Below are 23159 nucleotides of genomic sequence, written 5' to 3' on the forward strand. Positions count from 1 at the left end.
CCTCAGCGCACCTGCGCCAGCCATTTCCTGTCGAGCATGACGTGGATGCCCTTGTTGCCGTTGACGACCTGCGTCACCCGCACATCGGCGACGAGCGACATCAGCGCGAAGGCCTCGTCCCGGTCGAGACCGGAGCGGGCCGTGACCAGATCGATCATGGAGCGCAGCGCGATCTGAACCGCCGTGTCGAGGTCCGGATCGAAGGCCATGGTGAGGACATGGGTCGGCGTTTCCGCCATCGGCCAGACGAGGCTCATGTCGTCGCGGACAGTGAGCCTGAACGTGCCGATCAACCCTGTCTCGATGGCCGTGATGCAGACCTCGCCGTCGCCCTGCGCGCCATGGGCATCACCCACCGAGAAATTCGCCCCGTCGATGAAGACCGGCAGGTAGAGCGTCGTGCCGGCCACCAGTTCCTTGTTGTCGAGATTGCCGCCGTTGCGGCGCGGCGGCAGGGTATTGACCCGGCCCCATTCCGGCGGCGGCGCCACCGCCATGACGCCGAAGAACGGCCGGTCCAGCGCAATTTCGTGGCCCCAGGGCATGGTCGCGACCTTGCGCGCACGGTCGATGCGCGAATGGAACAGGCGCTTGGCCTTCACGTCGTCCGGCAGCGCGCCGACCAGCGGCGCGACGAAGGTGTAGCCCCAGTCGTAGTGCAACTCGATCGCCTCGATATCGACCTGCAGCACCTGTCCGCGCGTCGCCCCCTTCACCGCCACCGGTCCGGTGCAGATGTGACCCGGCAGGGTCGGACCGCCGAACCGCTGGTGGATGGCGGTGAGCCCCGGCGGAATGCCCCAGTCGGCCGGCGGCAGCACGTCCGGTCCACCGGAGACAGTGGAGATGGTGATCGTGTCACCGGAGTTGATGGTGGCGCGGGGCGCGAGGGTGGCGTCGAAATAGCCCCAGTGGGCGGTATCGGCACCAGCGTCGAGACGAGGAGTCATCAGTTTCCCATCCATGAGAGAGAAGTCGCTCAGTGTAGCGACCGGCAGCGCGCCGCCTACCCCGTCTGCCGCAGGCCAAGGACACGGTTCAGGCGGGACAGGCCTTGGGACAGACCGGATGCTCACTTCTGCGTGCGGTGCATCCATGGCGCCGGCAATCGCGTAAGATCATCAGGTCAGCCGGAGCACCCATGATGCTGTCACGCCGCACCCTTCTCGCGACCACGCTCGCCGCGTCGGCCGCCCTGCCCGCCGGGGCCCAGACCTCCTCGACGGCCTATGCCTTTTCCTTCGAGGGGCTGGACGGAACGACGATCCGCCTGTCGGATCATGCCGGCCGCGTGCTGCTGGTGGTGAACACCGCGTCGTCCTGCGGTTTCACGCCGCAATATGCCGACCTCCAGCAGCTCTGGACCCGCTACCGCGACCGCGGCCTGACAATCATCGGCGTGCCCTCCGACGACTTCAACCAGGAGCGCGGGACCGCCGCAGAGATCGCCGCGGTGTGCCAGGGCGTCTATGGCGTGTCCTTCCCCATGGCCGCCAAGCATCGCGTCACCGGCGGTGCGGCCCACCCCTTCTATCGCTGGGTGGCGGGCCAGAGGCCGACCGAGATTCCGACCTGGAACTTCCACAAATATGTGGTGGGCCGTACCGGCCAGGTGATCGGCGCCTTTCCGGCGCGTATCCGCCCCACCGATCCGCGCATCACGGCCCTGATCGAAGCTCAACTGGGCAGCGCCTGAAGGCCTTTCGCATCGGCCAGCGACTCCTGTAAGGAGGACGTGATGCTGATCACGTCCTCCGCCGAACTGGCCGCCATCTGCGCGCGCCTCGCCAAGCACCCTTTCGTCACGGTCGACACGGAGTTCCTCCGTGAGACGACCTTCTGGCCGAAGCTCTGCGTCATCCAGCTAGCGAGCCCCGACGAGGCCGTCGCCATCGACGCGCTTGCGCCGGGCATGGACCTCGCACCCTTCTTCGACCTGATGGTCGACCCGAAGGTTGTGAAGGTGTTCCACGCCGCCCGCCAGGACGTCGAGATCGTCTGGCACCTGTCGAAGCGCATCCCCGAACCGCTGTTCGACAGCCAGGTCGCCGCCATGGTGCTCGGCTATGGCGATTCCATCTCCTACGACCAGCTCGTCCAGCGTACCAACGGCACGCAGCTCGACAAGACCAGCCGCTTCACCGACTGGTCGAAGCGCCCGCTCAGCAACGCGCAGATCGACTATGCGATCGCCGACGTGACCCACCTGCGCGACATCTACGTGAAGCTCACAGGCGAACTGGAGAAGCGCGGACGCAGCGACTGGGTCGCCGAGGAAATGCGCGTTCTCACCTCGCCCGACACCTACCGGCAGGAGCCGGAACGCGCCTGGGAACGTTTCCGCAGCCGCGTGCGCAAGCCGAAGGAACTCGCCGTTCTCATGGCGGTGGCCGGCTGGCGCGAACGCGAGGCCCAGGCCCGCGACGTGCCGCGCTCGCGCGTGCTCAAGGACGACTGCCTGTTCGACATCGCCCTCACCGGCCCGAAGACCGTCGAGGCGCTCGGCGCCATGCGGTCCATTCCGAAGGGGTGGGAGCGGTCGCGCGACGGCATGGCGGTCGTCGAGGCGGTGCAGGTCGGGCTTGCCCGCGATCCGCGCGATCTGCCGCCCATCGACAAGCACCGCCCGCAGAGCCAGTCTCAGTCGGCGACGGTCGAGCTGCTCAAGGTGCTGCTCAAGATGGTCGCTGAAAAGCACCATGTCGCCGCCAAGGTGGTGGCGACCTCCGACGATCTCGACCGAATCGCCGAAAACGACGAGGCCGACGTCGGCGCCCTCAAGGGCTGGCGGCGCGAACTGTTCGGAGACAAGGCGCTGGCGCTCAAGCACGGCAAGCTCGCTCTCGCCATCGAGCGCGGCCGCGTCACGGCCGTCGACCGGGTGTCGTCCGTGGTGATTGCTGAAGCCTGACGGGACGCGACATGAGCAGGATCGATCCGGCCCTCGCGAGGGCCCACGAACTTCTCGACCGTTTCATCCTCTTCGACGGGCACAACGACCTGCCCTATACCATCCGCCGCGCGGCGGATGGCGACGTGAAGGCCTATGGGCTCGACCGCGTCCACCAGGAGAGCGACACCGACATCCCGCGCCTGCGGGAGGGCCGGGTCGGCGCCCAGGTCTTCGCGGCCTTCGTACCGACATCGGTGCCCGACCCCGGCCGCTTCACGCTGGAGCAGATCGCCATCGGCCTCGACATCGAGGCGGTCCATGGCGACGTCTTCCGTCCGGCGCGCAAAGCCTCGGACATCGCCAGGGCGCGCCGGGAGGGCAAGATCGCCTCGGTCATCTCGGTGGAAAGCGCCGTCGGCCTCGCCGGCTCGCTGTCGCCCCTGCGGGTCTGGCATGCTGCGGGCGTGCGCATCCTGACCCTTTGCCACAATGAAACTCTCGACTGGATCGACTCAGCGACCGATGCCCCCCGCCACGACGGCATCACCGATTTCGGCCGCGCCGTGGTCGCCGAGTGCAACCGCATGGGCATTATGGTGGATCTCGCCCACGCCTCGCACAGGGCGCAGCATGCCGTGCTCGACGTGACGGCCGCGCCGGTTCTCTGGTCGCATTCCAACGCGACTGCGCTCTGTCCCCACCCGCGCAACGTGCCCGACGACGTTCTCGACCGGGTGAAGGCCAATGGCGGCGTGGTCATGGCCACCTTCGTGCCGAACTTCATCTCGCGGAAAAGCCATGACTGGATGGCGCCGCTGCAAGTGTACGGCAAGACGCGCCCGGACATCGACATCGACGCCGCCGTGTCGCGCAAGGCGGCCGAGACCGGTCCCTGGCCGCGCGCGTCGATCCCCGAACTGTGTGATCACATCGGCTATATCGTCGGGCGCACCGGTCTCGCCCACATCGGAATCGGCTCCGACTTCTTCGGCGGCCCCAACCCGCCGGACCTCGCGGATGCCTCGCGCTTTCCCCACCTCGTCGCCGAACTGATCCGGCGAGGCTGGTCGGATGCCGCGCTCAAGGGCCTGCTGTCCGGCAATGTCCTGCGCGTCTGGCGGAGCGTTGAGAAGGTGTCGGCAACCCTGCGTCGGAGCCGCCCGCCGGCAGTCGCCCGGATCGGCTAGCAGGGGGCGCTGAGGCCCAAACGGACGAAGCCGACGACCTGAGGACGCCGGCTTCGAAACGAATGATCAGCCCGTCGGTCGAACGAATGGCGCTCAATGCGCCATCAGCACAGGCACCGGCGAATATTGCAGCAACGTCGTCGTCGTGCCGCCGAGCACCATCTGCCGCAGGCGCGAATGGGCGTAGGCGCCCATCACGATCATCTGGGCCCGGGTGTTCTGGGCATGCTCGACGATCGTCTTGCCGACGTCGCGGCTGTACGGGAGGTTGGTGACCGTCACCTTCACGCCGTGATGGGCCAGCATGGGCGCAAGGTCGGCGCCGGCCACCAGGTCATCGGCATGGCGGTCGCCGAGCACCGAGACGATCTCCACCTGGCCCGCCTTGTCGATGAAGTCCGAGGCCGAACCGATGGCGCGGGCCGCAACGGCCGAGCCGTCCCAGGCGACGACGATGGAGTTCGTGGCGCGGGACGGGTCGAAGCCATCGGGCGCGAGAATGGTGGGGCGACCCGAGGACAGGAGAAGCGTCTCGGCAAGTTCGGTGGCCCAGACATCGTCGGGACGCGGGCGGCCGCAGACGCAGAAATCGTGGAGGCGGGCGCGCTTCCCGATCCGGCTGAACAGCGGGTCGATCGCGTCGGTGACCACCTCGACAGTGGCAGAGACGCCAGCGGTCTGAGCGGCGTGGCGGATCGATTCGCTCAGTTCGTCGGCCTTATCGGTCCGGGTGTCGTTCTCGTCGGCAACGATGGCCTGTACTTCCGCGACGCCGGAATAGACGACGACGGGAACCTTGATGGCTCCCACCACGACCGACAGGTGGGCGCCGTTGGCCGCTGCCAGCGAGACGGCGTAATCAATGGCGCCCTGCGGCTTGGCGCCATCTCCTGCGATGAGGGCCAGCAGAATCGACTTGATGGACATTGGGGGAGCTCCCTATTCAGGACCGAACACGCGATAAAGTTGCGTGTTCCATGCGAAGCGTCCTTGATGGAGATCAGACGCCGGGCGACACCCTAGCCCATCACAGCGGAATGTTGTCGTGCTTCTTCCAGGGCGTCTCCGCCGCCTTGTGCCGCAGCAGGGACAGGGCGCGCGCGACCCGCCGCCGCGTCGAATGCGGCATGATGACCTCGTCGATGTAGCCCCGCTCGGCGGCGACGAAGGGCGACAGGAAGCGCTCCTCATATTCCCTTGTCCGCGCCGCGATCTTGTCGACATCGTTCATATCGGCGCGGAAAATGATCTCCACGGCACCCTTGGCGCCCATCACGGCGATCTGCGCAGAAGGCCAGGCATAGTTGATGTCGCCGCCGATATGCTTGGACGCCATCACGTCATAGGCGCCGCCGAACGCCTTCCGCGTGATGACGGTCACCAGCGGCACCGTGCACTGGCTGTAGGCGAAGAGGAGCTTGGCGCCATGCTTGATCAGGCCGCCATATTCCTGTGACGTCCCGGGCAGGAAGCCGGGAACGTCGACGAAGGTGACGATCGGGATCGAGAAGGCATCGCAGAAGCGCACGAAGCGCGCGGCCTTGCGGCTGGCGTCGGAATCGAGGACGCCGGCCAGCACCATGGGCTGATTGGCGACGATGCCGACCGACCGGCCTTCGATGCGCGCAAATCCGGTGATGATGTTCGGCGCGAACTTCGCCTGGATCTCGAAGAAGTCGCCCTCGTCGACCGCCTTCAGGATCAGCTCCTTCATGTCGTAGGGCTTGTTGGGATTGTCCGGGACGAGCGTGTCGAGCGACATATCGATCCGGTCCGGCCGGTCGAAGGACGGAATCTCGGGCACGCCCTCGGTGTTGTTCGAGGGCAGGAAGTCGATGAGGCGCCGCATCTGCAGAAGCGCCTCCAGATCGTTCTCGTAGGCGCCGTCGGCGACCGAGGACTTCACCGCATGGACGGAGGCGCCGCCCAGTTCCTCTGATGTGACGACCTCGTTGGTCACCGTCTTCACGACGTCCGGTCCGGTCACGAACATGTAGCTCGTGTCCTTCACCATGAAGATGAAATCGGTCATGGCCGGTGAATAGACGTCGCCGCCGGCGCAGGGGCCCATGATGAGCGAGATCTGCGGGATGACGCCCGATGCGATAACATTTCGCTTGAAGACTTCGCCGTAACCACCAAGGGCGTCGACACCTTCCTGGATTCGTGCGCCACCCGCATCGAACAGGCCGATGATCGGCGCGCGCGCCTTCAGCGCCATATCCTGGATCTTTGTGATCTTGGCGGCATGCGCGCCCGAGAGCGAGCCGCCGAAGACCGTGAAATCCTTGGAGAAGATGAAGACCGTGCGGCCGTTCACCGTGCCCCATCCGGTGACCACGCCGTCGCCGGGGATATGGGAGTTCTCCATGCCGAAATCCGCGCAGCGGTGCTGCACGAACATGTCGAACTCCTCGAAGGAGCCCCTGTCGACGAGAAGCTCGATGCGTTCGCGCGCCGTGAGCTTGCCGCGGGCGTGCTGGGCGTCGATGCGCTTCCGGCCACCGCCGAGGCGGGCCTCCGCACGGCGCTCTTCCAGCTTTTCGAGGACGTCCTTCATGAATACGCCGGGGGTTGCGCCCCGCCCCTCATCGGTTACAGGCCAGGATGCCCGGATAGCACGCAAGCTGCGGGCCAACCAATGAGACTGTCGGCGGATGCGCGCCCGGCATCAGGCCGGGATCGTCTTGCCCTGATTGTACTTCCAGATGCCGATGGCAAGCGCGAGGGTCGTAACACCCGCGACGAGGACCGTGAAGGGCGTGGCGCCGAGCTTCTCGAACCACTGGGTATAGAAGTGGATGGCGCCGAAGACCGCGGCCAGATTGAGCACCCAGGGCCGGTTGGCGCGCGCCGCCCAGACCCCCGCGCCGATGATGGCGGTGATCCAGAGCACCGAGAAGGTCCAGGCCGGAATGGCCGGCGCATAGCGCGACGTCGTCGTCCTGTCGATGAACCAGGTGAGCCGGTCGCCCCAGAGCGAGCCGATCCAGAAGCCGAAATTGACCAGCAGAAGCGATGTGCGTGCGGCCACGATGGCGAGGCGGCTCTGGTCCGCCTTCAGCAGCTTGGACGCCTGGTACGCAGCGATCGCAAGAGCAGAGAACAGCAGCACCGTGACGGCCGGCTGCTCGATGGCGAGGAAATAGGTCGCGCGCATGTAGCCCGTGCGGGCGCCGATGGCGGCCGACAGCGCCAGAACTGCCAGAGCGATGAGCAGGCCGGATCGCGCGACGACACCGCAACCAACGAAGATGGCGGTGACCGCCAGCAGCGCCGTCACCGATCCCTTGGCCATGAACATGACGCCGCCGGCGAGCATCAGGGCTCCGGTGAGGAGGCAAATCTGCGCGAGAATCGCCCATGTCCGCTCGCCCCTGAGGACGAAGCCGAGGCCCACGCCGCCGAGAATGCCGCCCAGAACGACGGCGACGGTCGGTTGCGGCACGAGCCCCATGACGCCGAGCGCCACGGCGACCACGCCGAAGCCGACGAGCATGTTCATGGCGAGCGAGCCGGTGGATTCGGCGGCGAGCCCCTTCAACCTCACGGCCTCCTCAGGGGTGATGCGGCCATCCTCCACCAGTTTGGCGATGTCGAGCGTGATCTTCATGCAGCCTCTCCGGACCCCTGTTGTGGCGGCCAGCGTGGATGAGGAATGGCGCTACGCCGGTTTCCCGACGATGTCACACGGTGGCGAGCACCGTTGCCGCCGCGTCGAATTCGCGCCGCCGCGCCACACGCCGCTCTGCCGCTTCGGCATCCCCGCCCCATTGCGATATCTGGAAATCCTCATCGACATGGGCTGTGGTCCAGACCTCACTGGCGTCGAGGCGTCCGTGCAGCAGCGCGATCGCCAGAAGGGCGGAGCCGGTCAGCGTGGTGACCACATGGGTCGCGCCGAGGCGCCAGCCATCGCCCGCGGGCAGCGCCGCAGCGATGGCGTCCAGCGCGGCCTGCGGCTGGGTGACGAACATCACGCCCTCGGAGAGGATCAGGCGCGCGCCGAGCCCATCGCGAACCCAGTCCAGAACCGGATCCCAGGCGGCGGACTGCTGCTCCACCAGCGTCCTCGGACCGTCGGCGCGGTAGCAGAGGAGATCGGAGGAGGCGTAGCGGACAATCTCGGCCGCCACCGGCGCCGGATCCGGCAAGACCCCGTCGATGATGGAGTTGGCGATGCGGGTGATCGGCATGCGCAGCGGCTCGATGAACTCGCCAAGCCCGTCCCACTCAGCCGCGACCGCCGATGCCAGCGCCTCGGTCGGGAAGGCCCATGGGTTCCGGCCGGGGGTTTTCGCCGGACGGCCATCCAGCAGCAGCCGCCATCCATCCGCCGATGGGCCGGCCGTCGCCTCCTTGTAGAACCTCTTCGGGTAGCTCGGCTTCATGGCGAGACGCGCCGCCGCCACGGGGTCGTAGGCGGCAGGGTCCATGTCCCTGGCGAACCAGTCTTCGAAGACGCTCTTGCTCATGGCGGCCATGTAGAGGCTTGAGGCGGCGAATTCAAACGCCCGGCGCGGCGCCGACGAAACGGAGAAAAACTTCGCGCGCATCGGGCATGGCGAGACCGCGCGGCTCGAAGACGTGGCGGTTGAGAAAATAGCCGGTCAGACGGAAGCCGGCCCTCACATCGTCGGGTGCGACGGCCGCAGCGCCGACGAGAAACGCCGGCAGCGCCAGCAGCCGTTCCCGCCAGGGCTCGCCGGCGGTTCTGGAGACGGCGCGGCCGGACTTCGGGGAGACGTAGGCAAGGTCGTGCGTCTCGCCTGTGGCAGCGCATTCGGACAGGTCGACGCCAAATCCGAGGAGCCTCAGAACCTCCAGTTCGAACCGCACCAGCAGCGGCGCGGCAATGGCGACGTCCGGCAGGGCGTCGGCGATCAGCTCGATCGCCTCATAGATCCCCTCGTGGGCCTCGCGTTCCGGCATTAGCCGCGCGAGCGCCGCCAGATGCGTGATGCCGGCCACGCCCTCGCGCTTTTCCATCAGGCGGGCGGCGCGGGAGACCGACGCCTCGATGACGTAGTTGCCGAGGTGCTCGTCCAGTCGCGCCGACCAGGTCGCATGGACCCGGTTCCCCGGTTGCAGGACCGGCTGCTGGCGGCGCGACCTGCCGCCCCTCACCAGGCCGAGATGACGCCCGTGTGCGCGCGTGAAGAGCTCAAGGATGACGCTCGATTCCCCGTAGGAGCGTGCTCCGAGGACAATGCCGTCATCGGTCCATTGCATCGATCAGAAGTCGGAGAGCTTCAGGTCGGGGGAATTGGCGACGTCCTCGACCTCCCGGACGATGGCCTGGCCGCAGATGACGCGCCCCTTGACGGCATCGAAGGTGAGCGTGGGCGGCCCGTAGAGCTGCCAGCCCTTGTTGATGGCTTCGCTGACGCGGTGGCAGAAGGCCGAGTCGTCCGGCCCGGTGAGGTAGCGGTAGAGGGTCGTGGTCTGCTTCGCACGGACGGACAGCATGGCTCACCTGCCTTTCGGATATTCGAGCCCCATGCGCTCGTAGCGCTCGGGATCGTCGCCCCAGTTCTCGCGCACCTTCACGAAAAGAAACAGGTGCACCTTCGTTTCGAACAGCTTTGACAGTTCCTCGCGGGCGGACTGCGAGATCAGCTTGATGGTGTCGCCGCGCTTGCCGAGCATGATCTTCCGCTGGCCTTCGCGCACGACATAGATCGTCTGCTCGATGCGGATGGAGCCGTCCTTGCGCTCCTCGTAGCTCTCGGTCTCCACCGTCGCATCATAGGGCAATTCGTCGTGCAGCCGGTGATAGAGCTTCTCGCGGGTGATCTCGGCGGCGAGCATGCGGGCCGGAACGTCCGAGATCTCGTCTTCCGGATAGTGCCAGGGGCCGATGGGCGCACTCGCGGCCAGATGCCGCCGAAGGTCAGTGACGCCTGACCCGGTCGCAGCGGAGATCATGAAGGTCTTGTCGAAATGCGCCCGCGCGTTGATCGCCGTCGCCAGGTCGAGAAGCTTCGGCCGGTCGACGAGATCGACCTTGTTGAGGACGAGGTCCTTCGGCTGGCGCACGTCGCCGAGCTTGTCGAGAATCGCCTCGACAGACTCGTCCAGCCCCTTCTTCGCGTCCACCAGCACGATGACGCGGTCGGCGTCCGCCGCCCCGCCCCAAGCGGCCGAGACCATGGCGCGGTCGAGCCGCCGACGGGGCGAGAACAGTCCGGGCGTGTCGACGAGGATAATCTGGGCGCTGCCTTCCATGGCGATGCCGCGGACCAGCGCGCGGGTGGTCTGGACCTTGTGCGAGACGATGGTGACCTTGGCGCCGACCAGCGCGTTGACCAGCGTCGACTTGCCGGCATTGGGCGCGCCGATGATGGCGACGAAGCCGCAGCGCGTCGGTTCGGTGGTCATGTCCGGGCTCCCGCCTCGTTCGTCGCGGCCCAGACGCCCTCGCGCAGCAGCACGGTGGTGGCGGCAGCGATCTCGGCCTGGCGCTTGGCGGGCCCCTCGCCGGTCCCGTCGGCCAGTCCGGGGATGACGACAGCCATGGTGAACTGTGGCGCGTGATCGGGCCCGCTGCGGCTGACGACGCGATAGACGGGTGTCGCCAGGCCCCTGCCCTGCGCCCATTCCTGCAACGCGCTCTTGGCGTCTCTCTGCGGCGCCGATCCGGCCGTCAGGCGCACACCCCAGTTGCGGACGACGAAAGCCTCGGCCGGCAGCCAGCCGGCGTCGAGATAGATGGCGCCGATGACCGCCTCGCAGAGATCAGACAGGACGCCGGCGCGCTTGCCGACGGCCGACTGGCTTTCCGTCGGGCCCACCTTCACGCCATCTCCAAGGGCGAGTTCGGCCGCGATCTCCGCGCAGGTCTCGGCGCGCACGAGATCGGACAGGCGGCGCGACAGCGCCCCCTCGTCCTCGTCCGGAAGAGCGCGGACGAGCATGGACGCAACAGCGAGGCCGAGGACGCGATCGCCGAGGAACTCAAGCCGCTGATAGGATCCGCTCCGCTTCTCGATACCGGACACAGCGCTCGGGTGCGTCAGCGCCCGCGCCAGAAGGTTGGGATCGGAGAATGGATGACCGATGCGAGCCTCGATCTCCTCGAGACTCGCCCGCTGGGCCTTGGCTTTGCGACCGGGCGCCACCGCCTGATTCACCTCACAAGATTTCCGAATCGGGTCCAGCGGAACGACCAGGGCCAGCGCCAGAAGGCCCAGGGGCTCGCCCCCTCCTTGACGTCGTTGGAGAAGAACAGGATCTGCGCCCGGCCGATCAGATGATCGAGCGGAATCGGTCCGACCTGGCTGAGGACGCGACTATCGGTCGAGTTGTCGCGATTGTCGCCCATGACAAAGACATGGCCTGCTGGCACTTCATAGACCGGCGTGTTGTCGTAGAAGCCGTTCTCGTAAAGGTCGAGGGTCGTGTGAACGACACCATTGGGCAGCGTCTCGCGGTACCGACGCACCCGAACCTGGCGGCCGTCCTCGGTATCGATGAAGTCGTCGATCCGCTCGCGCGGCACCGGCGTTCCGTTGATGTGGACCTGGCCGGCAACCATCTGGATGCGATCGCCCGGCAGGCCGATGACGCGCTTGATGTAGTCGACGTCGGGCTCGCGCGGCAGGCGGAAGACCACGACATCGCCGCGGGCCGGCACCGATCCCATGATCCGCCCGTCGAAGAGGTTGGGCGAGAAGGGGAACGAATAGCGGGAATAGCCGTAGGAGAACTTCGAGACGAAGAGATAGTCGCCGACGAGCAGCGTCTCCTTCATCGAACCCGAGGGGATGTTGAACGGCTGGAACAGGAACGTGCGGATCACGAAGGCGATGAGAAGTGCGTGGATCACCACGCGGACCGTCTCGCCCAGTCCGCCCTTGTTGTCATCGGCCACGCGCGTCGAACCTCATGTCGAATGAGCCCGCCGTATAGCCCGCGGTACGGCCGTCATGCAACGACATCGCCGATCAACTGCAATTCGTCACCTGGTTGGAACAGATGCCGTTCCACCAGCCGCGCACACCCTCGATCTCGACCAGGCCCCAGTTACCGGAACAGGCGTGGAGCCGCTCGACGATGTCGCCGGTCGAGACAGGTTCGCCCTGGCGCATGGCCGCCCGCGTGGCGGCATGTTCGCTCGGCGCCTGATGGAGTTGGCCCGGAACCAGGCCGCCGTTGGCCAGCGCCGCGCCGACGAGGCGCGCTGAAACCCATCCCTGACCTCGATAGGGTTGCGGACGGTTGCGAGGATACCGCTCCCCATAGGCGACGCCGGGTGCGGTGATGTCCCGGATGAGGAACCAGCCGTCGCGGAAGCCGACGATCCGGAACTCGGCACGGTAGGTATCGCTGGTGTCGCCGGAAGAGTCCGGTGCCTTCCAGGGTGGTGGAATGCGGCCGACGATGCGGGCGGTGGCATTGGGTGCTGCCCGCACGTTCATGCCGGCCGGGTCGGAATCGGCAGACCAGCCGGCGATATCGCAGGGCTCTGTGCGAGGCGGCAGGCGGCGTCGGGTCTGGCGCGCCTCCTCCTGTAGCTCGACGAAACCTGTCCAGTGCTCGACATCCTGGACCATGTGCGGCTCCACGACCTCCGCGCCCTGCGACACGAGGAGGTCGCCCTCCAGCGCCAGCTTCACCTCGATCGCCCGGCCGGCGTCGAAGGCGCTTCCGGGACGGGCGGGATCGTCGGCCCCCGTGCGGAAGATCGAGACAAAGCCGCGCATCTGGCTGAAGGACACCCGTCGAACCGGGCCAGGAACCCATCCGGGCCCCGCCGCCGTGCCGATGCCTGCGACCCACGCATGCGCGTCGATGCGACTCACGCGGTCTCCGCTGATGCGGTAGGCGTTCGGCACCTTTTCGCCGAGTTCGACGAGCACGCCGTCCTCCCTCGCATGAACCAGGGTGTGGAAAAACGGTTTGTCCCGGGACACGTCATAGGGTTCGAGAAAGCGCGCCATGACGTGCGCGCCAGACGTGGTCTCGCGGACGAGCATGAAGAGGTTGACCGATTGTTCAACCCCCTCGCCGCTTTCCCTCGCCTCGAAAACCTTGGCCTGAACGATCCGCAGTTTGTCGGCGCCAAAGGGCCAGAGACTGGATTCGACGGTGCGGCAGCGCAAATCTCGCACGGGGAGATGCCGCTGGGAGGGGTGGCGGCTCGCCTGGAAGACAGGGTCGATCCGCCAGTCCGTCTCGCCGAGGCTGCACGGCGGCAGCGGGGGCTGATCGGTGGCCCGGGCCGGACCCGCGTCCGCGGACATGAGCGCGGCGATCGCGGCGGCCGACGGGATCAACGAGCGACGAAGGCGGGCAAGCCAGGACATGGTGCGGTTCCTCTCGCCATGTCCTCTCGCAACACCCTGCTGCGCACCGATCCCTTGCGCGGCCTCCGATTGTTTCGATGGTTTCTGCTAGAACTGCACTTCCTGCCGGTTGCGGATCGACCGCCCGGTCGTATCCCGCAGTTCCGGTGCGATGATCGGCGGCGGCGTACCCGGTCCGAGCGGATCACGCGGGGCGCTCGAGCGCACGCGCACCGCCTCGCGGTTGCGGTCGATCGTCGTCGGGATGGCGCCCGCTGTCTGGCCGCTGACGATGGTCCCACCCAGCGGGTTGCCCGATGTCGGCGCACCGGTCGAGACACGGGAGACATTGGTGAGGCTGGCGCTTTCGCGGGCGCCCGGCGCGGTGCGCATGCCGTCGACCTCCATGCGGGACGGCGCACTTGCCTGCGGTTGCGCCGAAACCGGAACCGCCGAGGATGAGGCTGGCGGCGCGGTTGCGACGACCGTCGTTCCGGCTCCGGTTGGTGGCGGCAGGGAGGATGATTCGACACGACCGACGGGCACGGCCGTGACCGGCGCCTGCGAGGCCACGGGTGCACTCCCGCCCCCCATGCAGCCCGCCATGCACAGTCCGGCCAAGGTCAGGACGGCAGTCTTGTAGGTCATCATGGGTCCAATCACGCGGCCGGCAGTGCGCTCGGCATCATCTCGTAGGGTGGCTTCCAGCCCGGCAGCGCTGCGATCCGCTCGCGCCAGGCGTGCAGGTGCGGATAGGACGCGGCGATGTCATAGCCGGTCTCCGCATTGGGGTAGAACATGTAGCCGGCCAGCGAGATATCGGCGACCGTCGGACGCCCCGCCACCATAAACGGGGTCGTCGCCAGATGCGCCTCGGCCACCGCAAGCGCCGCGTCGACACGCGTCCGGAGGAACGACAGGACGGCGGGGTCCGCCGGCTTGCCCGCCAGCGACAGCATGAAGCGGTGCGTGGCGAAATAGCTGGTGAACTTGTGGTTGTCGAAGAGGATCCAGCGCAGGATGTCCATCTCCTCATCCTCGTTCGCCGGTGCGAACTGCCCCGTCTGTCGAGCGAGAAAGGTCAGGATCGCGCCGGACTGCGACAGGCGACGACCCTGATGCTCCAGCACCGGAACCTCTCCCATCACATTGACGTCGTGCCGCCACTCCGGAGCGCGCGTGGCCCCGTCGAAATAGCTGACGAGCACGGGCTCCCAGTCGAGCCCGCAGGCCGACAGCATGAGGGCGACCTTGTAGGCATTGCCCGACTGGGCGAAGCAATGGAGGCGATAGTCGGCCAAGCTGCCTCCTTGCGGCAACGACGGGAAAGTCGATTGGACCGACGCGCTATGTCAAAATAGAGGCGCCCGTCAGCGGCGGCGGGCGCGCTGCGCGGGCTCCTGTGCCGGGGTCGCATGCGGACCCAGAGCCGGATCCGGAGGCAGCGGCGGCGGCGTGGCATTGACGACGGGCGGACCGGGAGGCGCGGAGGGAGCCGTCTGCGCGCAAGCGCCGAGAGCCAGCAGGCCAAGAACAGTACAACATCTCAAGACCAGCATGTTCATGGCGTTCCCTTCCGAGCGGACATTCGACCAGCCCTTTAGCCGCACCCTGCCCCCTGCCGCAAGACGTCGGCTTTTCGTAAAGGCGGCGGCAACCTTAAGCAACTCTTAGGCGCCGTCGCTTAGGCTCCGTGCAGTGCAAGGATGCATGATCGGAGTCGCGGATGGATATCGCCACAATCCTGGGGCTGGTTGGGGCTGTCGGCGTCATTTTCGGCCTCATCATGATCGATGGAGGCAACTTCGCCCAGTACGTCGACAAGCATGCCATCATCATCATCTTCGGCGGTTCGGCCGTCGCCACGATGACGCGCTTTCCGCTGGGCATCATCGCCCACAGCCTGCCCATGGGGTTCAAGGCGGTGCTGGCCATGCCATCCACCAGCCCGCGCGATCTCGTGGAGGAGATCGCCCGGATCGCCGACGTGGCGCGCAAGCAGGGTCCCAACGCGCTTGAGAAGCTCGACATCGACAATCCGACCCTGGCCCAGGGCGTCCGCTACATCGCTGACGGCTATGATGCCGACTTCATCCGCCAGACGATGGAGACGGACAAGGACAACGTCTACATGCAGTTGGACGAGGCGCAGAAGGTCTACCGCTCCATCGGAGACTGCGCCCCCGCCTTCGGCATGGTCGGCACCATCCTCGGCATGGTCAACATGTTCGCGAACATGACCGACCCTTCGAAGCTCGGTCCCATCATGGCCATGGCGCTCCTCGCGACGCTCTACGGTGCCGTGGTGTCCAACTTCGTCTGCCTGCCGATCGCCGACAAATGCCACCTCAAGATGGCCGAGGAAGACATGACCCGCTCGATCATCATCGACGGCATCCTCCAGATCCGCAACCAGAAGAGCCCGCAGGTGGTCAAGGAGATGCTGCTCGCCTACCTGACGCCGCACGATCGAGAACACCTGGCAGAAGCCGCCTGAGGACGTCATGGCAAAGCGCAAGGGCGGCGGTCACGCGGGCGGTCACGGCTGGTATGTCACCTTCGCCGACCTGATGGCGCTGCTGATGTCGTTCTTCGTCGTGCTCGTGGCGACGTCCAACCAGGACGAACGCAAGAAGCACATGATGACGGGCTCCTTCCGGGAAGCCTTCGGCACGACCAGCAACACCAGTCTGACGGGCATGATCGAACTGCACGGGATCCCGACCCGCCCCTACATCCAGAACCTGTCGAACTCGCCCGAGCAGCCGACCGACCGACCCGCGCCGCAGACGCAGGAGCGCAATCCGGAGGCCATAAGCGCCATGGCCGACCGGCGGATGGCGCTCGCCGCCGCCAGCCTGCGCCAGGCACTGCAGGCCTTCCCGGAGATCGCCGAACTCTCGAAGAACGTGATCATGGAGGAACGGCCGGACGGTCTCGACATCCAGATCGTCGACCAGGACGGCCGGGCCATGTTCCCGCCCGACGGCCGCGAGCCCTACGAGCGGACGCGTCGCCTGATCGCCGCGCTGACCCCGGCCCTGCGCCAGCTCTCGAACCGGATCACAATCACCGGCCATACCTCGGGAACGCGGGTGCTCGGCCGGCCGGGCTATGGCCCCTGGGATCTCACCGCCGACCGCGCCAATGCCGTCCGCATGATTCTCGAGGAGAACGGGCTTCCCCCGGATCGCGTCTTCGCGGTGACGGGCAAAGGCGACAGCGAGCCGATGTTTCCCGACGACCCCTACCTCGCCGCCAACCGTCGCGTCTCGATCCTGATCATGAAGGAATCGCCCGTCACGCCGCGGGGCTTTCTCGGCAATTGAGGGCTACCGCCAGCCGATCTCCCCGAGGAACCGCTCGACGCAGGCGTTGAAGATCGTCGCACGCTCGAAATAGACGGAATGGCCCGATACCGGCACGCGAACGATGCGGGCATTGGGGAAGTTCTCCGCCACCCGCTCGATGCCGCGCGGACAGATCAACAGGTCCTCCTCGCCGATCACGAACAAGGCCGGGCAGCCGATGCGCGCGGCGTCCTCCGGCCCGCGCTTGCGCATGGCGCGGATGCGATTGCCGATCTCGTTCTTGTCCAGCCCCAGGGAAAGGCGGTCGACGGCCTGGTAAAGGGCGTGCAGGCCGGGTTGCTCGTCGGCCATGCGCGCACCCGCGGCGCGGTGAATGCCGCGCTCGGCCAGACGCGCGATGGCAGCCGGCGCGTCCTGCCGCCACGCTGCGACCGCGGGATCGCCGAAGCGGTCATAGTCGAAGGAGCCGGAGGTGCAGGCCATGACGATGCCGACCACCCGCTCCGGGGTGGCGAGCGCCGCCTCGACGCAGGTCCAGCCTCCCATCGACTGGCCGATGATCACCGCCTTGGGGATCGAGAGGTGATCGAGAAGTGCCTCCAGGTCAGAAGCGTAGAGCCGGGGATCGGGAATGCCTCCCGGCGTTGTCGAAGGCGCAAAGCCCCGATGCGAGAAGGCGACGACCTGATGGCGCTCGGCGAAGACCGGCGACGACTGCCACCAACTCAGATGATTGCCACCCAGCCCGTGGGCGAAGACGAGCGGGGGTCCCTCCCCGCCAACCTCATAGTGGATGACGGCGCCGTCCGGGCGCTCCAGCCGGCCGGCGGTGAAGGCGGGGATCACGGTCGTCATCGGCAAACTCCTTGCGGTTAGGAGTTTAGCGTTCCTGGACATGGTCGGGAAGGTCGCGCGATGCAGGCCGAACGTGTGAGGGCCTCCCTTTCCGCCGGCACACTAAGACGCCATCATCATTCCAAAGAACAGGGAGGATGACATGGCATTGGTCGATGCGGGGCGGCTCGAGGCACTCGTTGCGGCGGTCTTTGAGGAGGCGGGCTGCGACGCCGAGGAGGCGGGGCGCATCGGTCACTATCTCACCGAAGCCAATCTGACAGGGCACGACAGCCATGGCGTCGCGCGCGTCCCGCGCTATGTCGACTGGCTGCGCGAAGGTCGTGTCGAGGCGGGAAAATCGGTGACCGCCCTCGTCGATACCCCGGCTATCACCGTGCTCGATGGCCACTACGGGTTCGGCCAGACCGTCGGACCCCAGGCAGTGAGGATTGGCATCGCCAAGGCGAAGCAGAACGGCCTCGCCGCCGTTGCCCTGCGCAAGGCCGGCCATCTCGGCCGCATCGGCGATTTCGCCGAGATGGCGGCAGCCGAAGGCCTGGTCTCGATCCATTTCGTCAATGTCGTCGGCTCGATCCTCGTCGCCCCCCATGGCGGCGTCGACCGCAGGCTCTCCACGGCCCCGTACTGCATCGGCGTGCCACGGCCGGGCGAGGCGCCGCTGCTGCTCGATTTCGCCACGTCGCTGGTGGCCGAGGGCAAGGTCCTGGTGGCCTCGCTCGGCGGCAAGCCCATCCCTCCGGACGCGCTGATCTCACCCGACGGCAGCAAGAGCAGCGACCCCGCCGTCCTCTACGGCCCCTATCCCGCCGGTCCCGGCACCCGTGATCCCATGAACGGCCCTGGAGCCATCCGCGCCTTCGGCGAGCACAAGGGCTCCGGCCTCGCTTTCATGTGCGAGATCCTCGGTGGTGCGCTGAGCGGCGCCGGCACGACGGGGCCGGACAAGCGGTTCTGCAACGGCATGATGTCCATCTACATCGACCCGAAGGTGGTCGACCCCGACGGCTTCTTCCCCGGCGAATGCGCCGAGTACGTCGCCTACTACAAGAGCGCGCGGCCGGTGGAGGTAGGTGGCGAGGTGCTGGTGCCCGGCGAGGCGGAAATGCGCTCGAAGGCGAAAAAGCTGGCGGAGGGCGTGCCACTCTCGGACGGCACCTGGGACGCCATCGCGGCAACCGCCCGCGAACTGGGCATCGGCGACAACGTCATCAAGGCGGCGCTCCGCTAACGGGGCGCTGGCGGCGCCGATCCGCTTGTGCAAAGGAGAACGCAAGACCGATGCATCTGCCACGGGCCCTTCATCTGACGACGGCGGTCGTGGCGTGGGCGGCCCTCGCGCTGCAGTTCTGGCTGCTTGCCGGAACGCCGATGGCTGACGGAGCGACGCTGGGGTTCGCCGCTTGGCGCTTCCTCGGATTTTTCACCATCCTGACCAATGGCATGGTCGCCGTGGCGTCGACGATCCTTGCCGTCCATCCGGGCTCGACGCTGCTGGGACCTCGGAGCAAGTTGAGCCTCGCGACTGCAATCGCCCTCGTCGGACTTGTCTATTCCATCGCCCTGCGGTCGGTGTGGGACCCACAGGGCCTCCAGGCCGCGGTCGACCACGCGCTCCACGATGCGACCCCGGTCCTCTTCCTTGCCGCATGGCTCGCCGGATACCGGGGAGCACTGCGGTGGAGGGACAGTCTGTGGGCCACGGTCCTCCCGGCGGCCTATTGCATGTACGCGATGGCGCGGGGCGCCGTGGACGGCTGGTACGCCTATTTTTTCCTCGACCCCCGGACAGTTACGGCCAGCCTGTTCGCGCTGAACATCGTGGGTCTGCTGGGATTCGTGGTCGCCATAGCGCTGACGCTCATCGCGCTCGACCGCCTTCTGGCCCGATCCTGACGACTGCGGGGCCGCAGTCCGGACGCTCAGATGCTGCCGAAGTCGCCCCCACGCCCCTTGCCGGCAGCAAATCGGGCAGCACCGGCAATCCCCTCCTCGACCGCCATGCCCGCCGAGGTTCGCCACTCATTGCGCAGAGCGTCCGCCATGGGCAGATCCCATTGCGCGAGCGCGGAGGCCCGGTCGGCCCTGAGGCACCCTTGGGGGAAGCGTGCAATTTCATGGGCGAGAGCCTCGGCCGCCTCGCGGGACCGGCCATGCGGCACGACGCGGTCGGCCAGGCCGATACGCAGGGCTTCGTCGGCGTCCACCTTGCGGCCGGTCAGGATCAGGTCCAGCGCCCGTCCCTGCCCGACCAGTCGGGGCAGGCGCACGGTGCCGCCATCGATCAGAGGTACGCCCCAGCGTCGGCAATAGACGCCCATATAGGCGTCTTCCTCCATGACACGCAGGTCGCACCACAGCGCGATCTCCATGCCGCCGGCAACGGCCGGACCGGCGATCGCGGCGATGACCGGTTTGGACAGTTGCAGCCGCGTCGGACCCATCGGACCGCGCGGCCAGGCCCTGTCCCCATCGGGAATGTCGAGGAGGCCGCCGAAGGGCGTGCCGCCGGGAGCCGCGGCGGCATGTTTCAGGTCGAAGCCGGCGCAGAATGAGCCCCCGGCGCCCCACAGGACCCCGACGCTGGCGCTCTCGTCGGCATCGAAGGCCACGAGCGCATCGTGAAGCGCCTCTGCACCTTCCGGGTTCATCGCGTTGCGCGCCGCCGATCGCGTGCGGATGAAGGTCGTGACCGGGCCTGACGTCTCTATGGCGAGGTCGGGCATGACTCATCTCCTCAGTCGACGATACCCGGCGCGGTGATCACCATCATGGTGGCCGTCATCATGGCGATGAGCTTGCGCTCGCCCGCTTCCTCCGCGAAGCACTCGCCGAGTGTGACCATGATCGTCTTGCCCGGGCGGATCACTCTGCCGACGCCGATGAACCGCTCACCCTTGCCGGGCGACATCAGGTTCACCTTGAATTCGACGGTGAGCACGCCCGTGCCCTTCGGCATCAGGGTCATCGCCGCAAAGCCGCAGGCGTTGTCGATCAGCGCCGAGAGGGCCCCCGCGTGGACGAAACCGTGCTGCTGCAGGATGTGGCGGCCATAGGGCATCGTCATTTCGGCGTGACCGGGCTCAAGCCTGTCGAGGCCGACGCCGAGGGTCGCCATCATTGGCTGCCTCGCGAAGCTCGCCCGGCCGCGCGCCTCGAAATCCGGATCATTCACGGAAAAGTTCTGCTGGGCGGCAGCCATGCCTAGGCACCTTCATTGCAATATCGCCAAATGGTCGCAAACTGTCGTTGTGCCGGGCAACCCGTCCGGACGATCGAGGGATTGCATTGTTCTTCTGGTACCTGCCCCGCTTCACCGAAGCCGCCTTTGGCGCGGCGTCGCTTTCCGCGACCACTGCCGTGGCCGCCAGCGTCACCATCGCTCACCGCATGGCGCTCATGTCCGACCCGTCGACCCTCTTTCACGGTCCGGCGCGGGCCGAGGCGATGAGGATGATCGGCGAAAAGGTGGATGCGGCGGCTCAAGGGTCGCTCGACGCCGCCTTCGAGGTCGGGCGCCTCGCCATCCGCTCAACGACCGGACGAATGTCCACCGACGACGTCGCACACGGGCTTCTCGCCATCAGCGTCGCGGCGACGCGGCCGGCGGCGCGGCGGGCCAAGGCCAATGCGCGCCGCCTCAGCCGGGCTTGACAGCACCGGCCCGGCTTAGCTTTTTCCAAGGCGCCAGACCCCCACAGGCCTGGTCTCTACCGGCGGATATGCGCTCCCGACAGGCGAATCGGCCGCCAAGTTGCGCTTGCCAGCAGGCCTGGCGCGAAGACTTCATCCCCCACCGACATCAGACCATCGGGTTACATCAACCGATTGGCACAACCACAGGTCCGCGACCCGCTGACGCAGCGGTATCAGAATGCAGCGCTTTGCTGCACTCCAAGAAGGTATCGTTAATAACTCGCAATTTAAGCAAATTGGCATGCGTGTGCCAGACTCTTGGCCTCTCGCAGAATTCCATTCTTCGTAGGGGATCAGAATGCTTGCTTGGTTTCGTGATCGCACGATAGCGACGAAGGTTTTTGCTGCTGCGGCTGTCCTGGCCGTAGCCATGGTCTGCGTCGGAAGTATCGCCTTCTTGTCCCTTCTGCAGATGCACAACGCCAAGAAGGAATTGCACCAGGCCAGCGAAAGGCTGTTCGTGTCCGGTCGCGCCGCCGGATACCTGCTGTCCTATGTGACCGATGTGCGCGCGCAGACGTCCGAACTGACGCTGGCGCAGCGGCAGAAGTACGAGCGCGAGGCAGAGGAGGAATACAAGAGTGCCCTCGGCCGTATCGGCGAACTGAAATCGATGACGTTCGCTGCAACAGACCTCGCCGACTTGGACAAGGTCAGGCAGACTCTGGAACGCTATGAGGTGGCTCACCGCAAACTGCGTTCGCAGGCGCGCGGCGGCGACTATTCGGGCGCCGCCGAAACGGCGCGCGAGGCTCAGCCCATCGTGGACGAGGCCCGGCAGTTGCTCCGGTCGTTCGACGTCCGCAACGAGGACCTCAAGAAGGAGATGCTCGCGCATTCCGAGGATGTTTATGGTCGCGCGGTCTGGCTGATGATGGCCGCGACCGTCCTCGGCCTTCTGCTTGGCGGTGGATTGACGACCGCCATCGTCGTCGGAATGGTGACTCGCCCCCTGCAGGCCATCACTGCCGCCATGCTGAAGGTGGCCGGCGGCGATGCTCAGGCGGAGGTCCCTGCACTCGGCCGCAAGGACGAGGTGGGGCATCTGGCCGGCGCCCTGGAGACCTTCAAGCTCAACCTCGCGGAAAGTCGCCGTCTCGCCGTCGAGCAGGAGGCCGAACGTGCCGCCAAGGAGCGCCGGGCCAACGTCGTGGCGGGAGCCGTGGCCGAGTTCGAGAAACAGATCAGCGAGGTGGTCAGCACGGTGAGTTCGGCATCGGCGGAGCTCGAGGCGGCCGCCTCGACGCTGACGCAGACTGCCGGCTCGGCGCAGCAGCTTTCGACCATCGTCGCTGCGGCCTCGGAAGAGGCTGCCGGCAACGTCCAGTCTGTCGCCGCCGCGACCGACGAGATGTCCTCGTCGGTCGGAGAGATCGGACGCCAGGTGCAGGAGTCGTCACGCCGGGCCCATGAGGCGGTGCAACTGGCCAATTCCACCGACGCCAAGGTCAGCGAGTTGCTCGATGCCGCCGGACGCATCGGCGACGTCGTCAAGCTGATCACCGCCGTCGCCGACCAGACCAACCTGCTGGCGCTGAATGCCACGATCGAGGCGGCGCGCGCCGGTGAGGCCGGCAAGGGCTTCGCCGTGGTGGCGAGCGAGGTGAAGGCGCTGGCGAGTCAGACCGCCAAGGCCACCGAGGCGATCTCGGCGCAAATCGTGTCGATGCAGCAGGCGACCCGCGAGGCAGCCACCGCCCTCCGGACGATCGGCACGAGCATCGTCGAGGTTTCGGAGATTTCCACCGCCATCGCCGCCGCCGTCGAGGAGCAGGGCGCCGCAACGCTGGAGATTGCCCGCAATGTCAAATCGCTTCCAATCGCCACCCCTATTTCGCGTCCAAAGCAGGCCCCCATTGAGGGCGCAGATGCGAGCGGCCGCCCCGGCGTAGCTGGCCAGGGTTTCGCAGCCGGGGCGGCCGCGTTTCCA

The 23159-nt window shown here is 66.9% G+C and carries 25 protein-coding genes; 9 read left to right on the plus strand and 16 right to left on the minus strand.

All coding sequences use genetic code 11. The features are described from left to right. Nucleotides 1-2: 2 nt before the first annotated feature. On the minus strand, nt 3-950 hold the full coding sequence (locus tag ACJ4V0_RS16225; RefSeq protein WP_448300638.1) for an acetamidase/formamidase family protein: 948 nt from the start codon (nt 948-950) through the stop codon (nt 3-5). A 191-nt stretch (nt 951-1141) separates the two neighbouring features. On the opposite strand from ACJ4V0_RS16225, the gene ACJ4V0_RS16230 reads away from it, so the two are divergent. From ACJ4V0_RS16230 to ACJ4V0_RS16240, 3 genes are read left to right on the plus strand one after another with little or no spacing between them, the layout of a single operon-like run. Then, nucleotides 1142-1696, plus strand: coding sequence for a glutathione peroxidase (locus tag ACJ4V0_RS16230; protein ID WP_448300639.1), 555 nt, complete (start codon nt 1142-1144; stop codon nt 1694-1696). Between the two features lie 42 nt (nt 1697-1738). Then, nucleotides 1739-2911 carry a ribonuclease D gene (gene rnd, locus ACJ4V0_RS16235; RefSeq protein WP_448300640.1) on the plus strand — a complete coding sequence of 391 codons (1173 nt, stop codon included), beginning with the start codon at nt 1739-1741 and terminating at the stop codon, nt 2909-2911. 11 nt (nt 2912-2922) lie between these two features. Further along, complete coding sequence (locus ACJ4V0_RS16240; RefSeq protein ID WP_448300641.1) at nt 2923-4080, plus strand: dipeptidase; 1158 nt, start codon at nt 2923-2925, stop codon at nt 4078-4080. A gap of 93 nt (nt 4081-4173) precedes the next feature. Here the strand turns inward: ACJ4V0_RS16240 and ACJ4V0_RS16245 are convergent, their stop codons facing one another. The 12 genes from ACJ4V0_RS16245 to ACJ4V0_RS16300 all read right to left on the minus strand — a co-directional run bounded on the left by ACJ4V0_RS16245 (nt 4174) and on the right by ACJ4V0_RS16300 (nt 14668). Next, nucleotides 4174-5007 carry a universal stress protein gene (locus ACJ4V0_RS16245; RefSeq protein WP_448300642.1) on the minus strand — a complete coding sequence of 278 codons (834 nt, stop codon included), beginning with the start codon at nt 5005-5007 and terminating at the stop codon, nt 4174-4176. Nucleotides 5008-5107: 100 nt separating this feature from the next. After that, entirely contained in the window at nt 5108-6640 is a 1533-nt protein-coding gene (locus ACJ4V0_RS16250) for an acyl-CoA carboxylase subunit beta (RefSeq protein ID WP_448300643.1), read from the minus strand. Between the two features lie 111 nt (nt 6641-6751). Further along, nucleotides 6752-7693, minus strand: a complete 942-nt coding sequence (locus tag ACJ4V0_RS16255; protein WP_448300644.1) for a hypothetical protein — start codon at nt 7691-7693, stop codon at nt 6752-6754. A 73-nt stretch (nt 7694-7766) separates the two neighbouring features. Continuing rightward, on the minus strand, nt 7767-8564 hold the full coding sequence (locus tag ACJ4V0_RS16260; RefSeq protein ID WP_448300645.1) for an ATP12 family chaperone protein: 798 nt from the start codon (nt 8562-8564) through the stop codon (nt 7767-7769). A gap of 22 nt (nt 8565-8586) precedes the next feature. Continuing rightward, entirely contained in the window at nt 8587-9312 is a 726-nt protein-coding gene (recO, locus tag ACJ4V0_RS16265; protein ID WP_448300646.1) for a DNA repair protein RecO, read from the minus strand. A 3-nt stretch (nt 9313-9315) separates the two neighbouring features. After that, nucleotides 9316-9549, minus strand: a complete 234-nt coding sequence (locus tag ACJ4V0_RS16270; protein WP_448300647.1) for a DUF1737 domain-containing protein — start codon at nt 9547-9549, stop codon at nt 9316-9318. A 3-nt stretch (nt 9550-9552) separates the two neighbouring features. Continuing rightward, the gene (era, locus tag ACJ4V0_RS16275; protein WP_448300648.1) at nt 9553-10461 is read right to left on the minus strand and encodes a GTPase Era; all 909 of its coding nucleotides are present in this window, start codon (nt 10459-10461) and stop codon (nt 9553-9555) included. Further along, nucleotides 10458-11201 (minus strand): ribonuclease III, encoded by a 744-nt coding sequence (gene rnc / locus ACJ4V0_RS16280; RefSeq protein WP_448300649.1) that lies wholly within the window; start codon nt 11199-11201, stop codon nt 10458-10460. The genes era and rnc overlap by 4 nt, the downstream gene beginning before the upstream one ends. Before the next feature lie 8 nt (nt 11202-11209). After that, nucleotides 11210-11953, minus strand: coding sequence for a signal peptidase I (gene lepB / locus ACJ4V0_RS16285; RefSeq protein WP_448300650.1), 744 nt, complete (start codon nt 11951-11953; stop codon nt 11210-11212). A 73-nt stretch (nt 11954-12026) separates the two neighbouring features. Continuing rightward, nucleotides 12027-13388, minus strand: a complete 1362-nt coding sequence (locus tag ACJ4V0_RS16290) for an SH3 domain-containing protein (RefSeq protein ID WP_448300651.1) — start codon at nt 13386-13388, stop codon at nt 12027-12029. An 87-nt stretch (nt 13389-13475) separates the two neighbouring features. Beyond that, nucleotides 13476-13760, minus strand: coding sequence for a hypothetical protein (locus ACJ4V0_RS16295; RefSeq protein ID WP_448300652.1), 285 nt, complete (start codon nt 13758-13760; stop codon nt 13476-13478). 266 nt (nt 13761-14026) lie between these two features. Next, a complete protein-coding gene (locus tag ACJ4V0_RS16300; RefSeq protein ID WP_448300653.1) occupies nt 14027-14668 on the minus strand; it encodes a glutathione S-transferase family protein in 642 nt (213 codons plus the stop codon). Nucleotides 14669-15093: 425 nt separating this feature from the next. Here ACJ4V0_RS16300 and ACJ4V0_RS16305 point away from each other — a divergent pair, with 425 nt between their 5' ends. Both ACJ4V0_RS16305 and ACJ4V0_RS16310 read left to right on the plus strand, forming a co-directional pair. Continuing rightward, a complete protein-coding gene (locus ACJ4V0_RS16305; RefSeq protein WP_448300654.1) occupies nt 15094-15864 on the plus strand; it encodes a motility protein A in 771 nt (256 codons plus the stop codon). A gap of 7 nt (nt 15865-15871) precedes the next feature. After that, entirely contained in the window at nt 15872-16696 is an 825-nt protein-coding gene (locus ACJ4V0_RS16310) for an OmpA/MotB family protein (RefSeq protein WP_448300655.1), read from the plus strand. Nucleotides 16697-16699: 3 nt separating this feature from the next. Here the strand turns inward: ACJ4V0_RS16310 and ACJ4V0_RS16315 are convergent, their stop codons facing one another. Beyond that, nucleotides 16700-17533, minus strand: coding sequence for an alpha/beta fold hydrolase (locus ACJ4V0_RS16315; protein WP_448300656.1), 834 nt, complete (start codon nt 17531-17533; stop codon nt 16700-16702). A 142-nt stretch (nt 17534-17675) separates the two neighbouring features. Here ACJ4V0_RS16315 and ACJ4V0_RS16320 point away from each other — a divergent pair, with 142 nt between their 5' ends. Together ACJ4V0_RS16320 and ACJ4V0_RS16325 are read left to right on the plus strand one after the other, a co-directional pair. After that, nucleotides 17676-18764 (plus strand): malate/lactate/ureidoglycolate dehydrogenase, encoded by a 1089-nt coding sequence (locus ACJ4V0_RS16320; RefSeq protein WP_448300657.1) that lies wholly within the window; start codon nt 17676-17678, stop codon nt 18762-18764. A gap of 50 nt (nt 18765-18814) precedes the next feature. After that, nucleotides 18815-19429 (plus strand): Pr6Pr family membrane protein, encoded by a 615-nt coding sequence (locus ACJ4V0_RS16325; protein WP_448300658.1) that lies wholly within the window; start codon nt 18815-18817, stop codon nt 19427-19429. 26 nt (nt 19430-19455) lie between these two features. Here the strand turns inward: ACJ4V0_RS16325 and ACJ4V0_RS16330 are convergent, their stop codons facing one another. Beyond that, nucleotides 19456-20259: a crotonase/enoyl-CoA hydratase family protein gene (locus ACJ4V0_RS16330; protein ID WP_448300659.1), complete on the minus strand. Its 804-nt coding sequence runs from the start codon at nt 20257-20259 to the stop codon at nt 19456-19458. A gap of 11 nt (nt 20260-20270) precedes the next feature. After that, nucleotides 20271-20735, minus strand: a complete 465-nt coding sequence (locus ACJ4V0_RS16335; protein ID WP_448300660.1) for a PaaI family thioesterase — start codon at nt 20733-20735, stop codon at nt 20271-20273. An 86-nt stretch (nt 20736-20821) separates the two neighbouring features. Here ACJ4V0_RS16335 and ACJ4V0_RS16340 point away from each other — a divergent pair, with 86 nt between their 5' ends. Continuing rightward, nucleotides 20822-21187 (plus strand): hypothetical protein, encoded by a 366-nt coding sequence (locus ACJ4V0_RS16340; protein ID WP_448300661.1) that lies wholly within the window; start codon nt 20822-20824, stop codon nt 21185-21187. A gap of 439 nt (nt 21188-21626) precedes the next feature. Continuing rightward, on the plus strand, nt 21627-23159 hold a 1533-nt coding region (locus tag ACJ4V0_RS16345; RefSeq protein ID WP_448300662.1), incomplete at its 3' end, for a methyl-accepting chemotaxis protein.

It is taken from the genome of Phreatobacter aquiterrae (genome assembly GCF_053471285.1).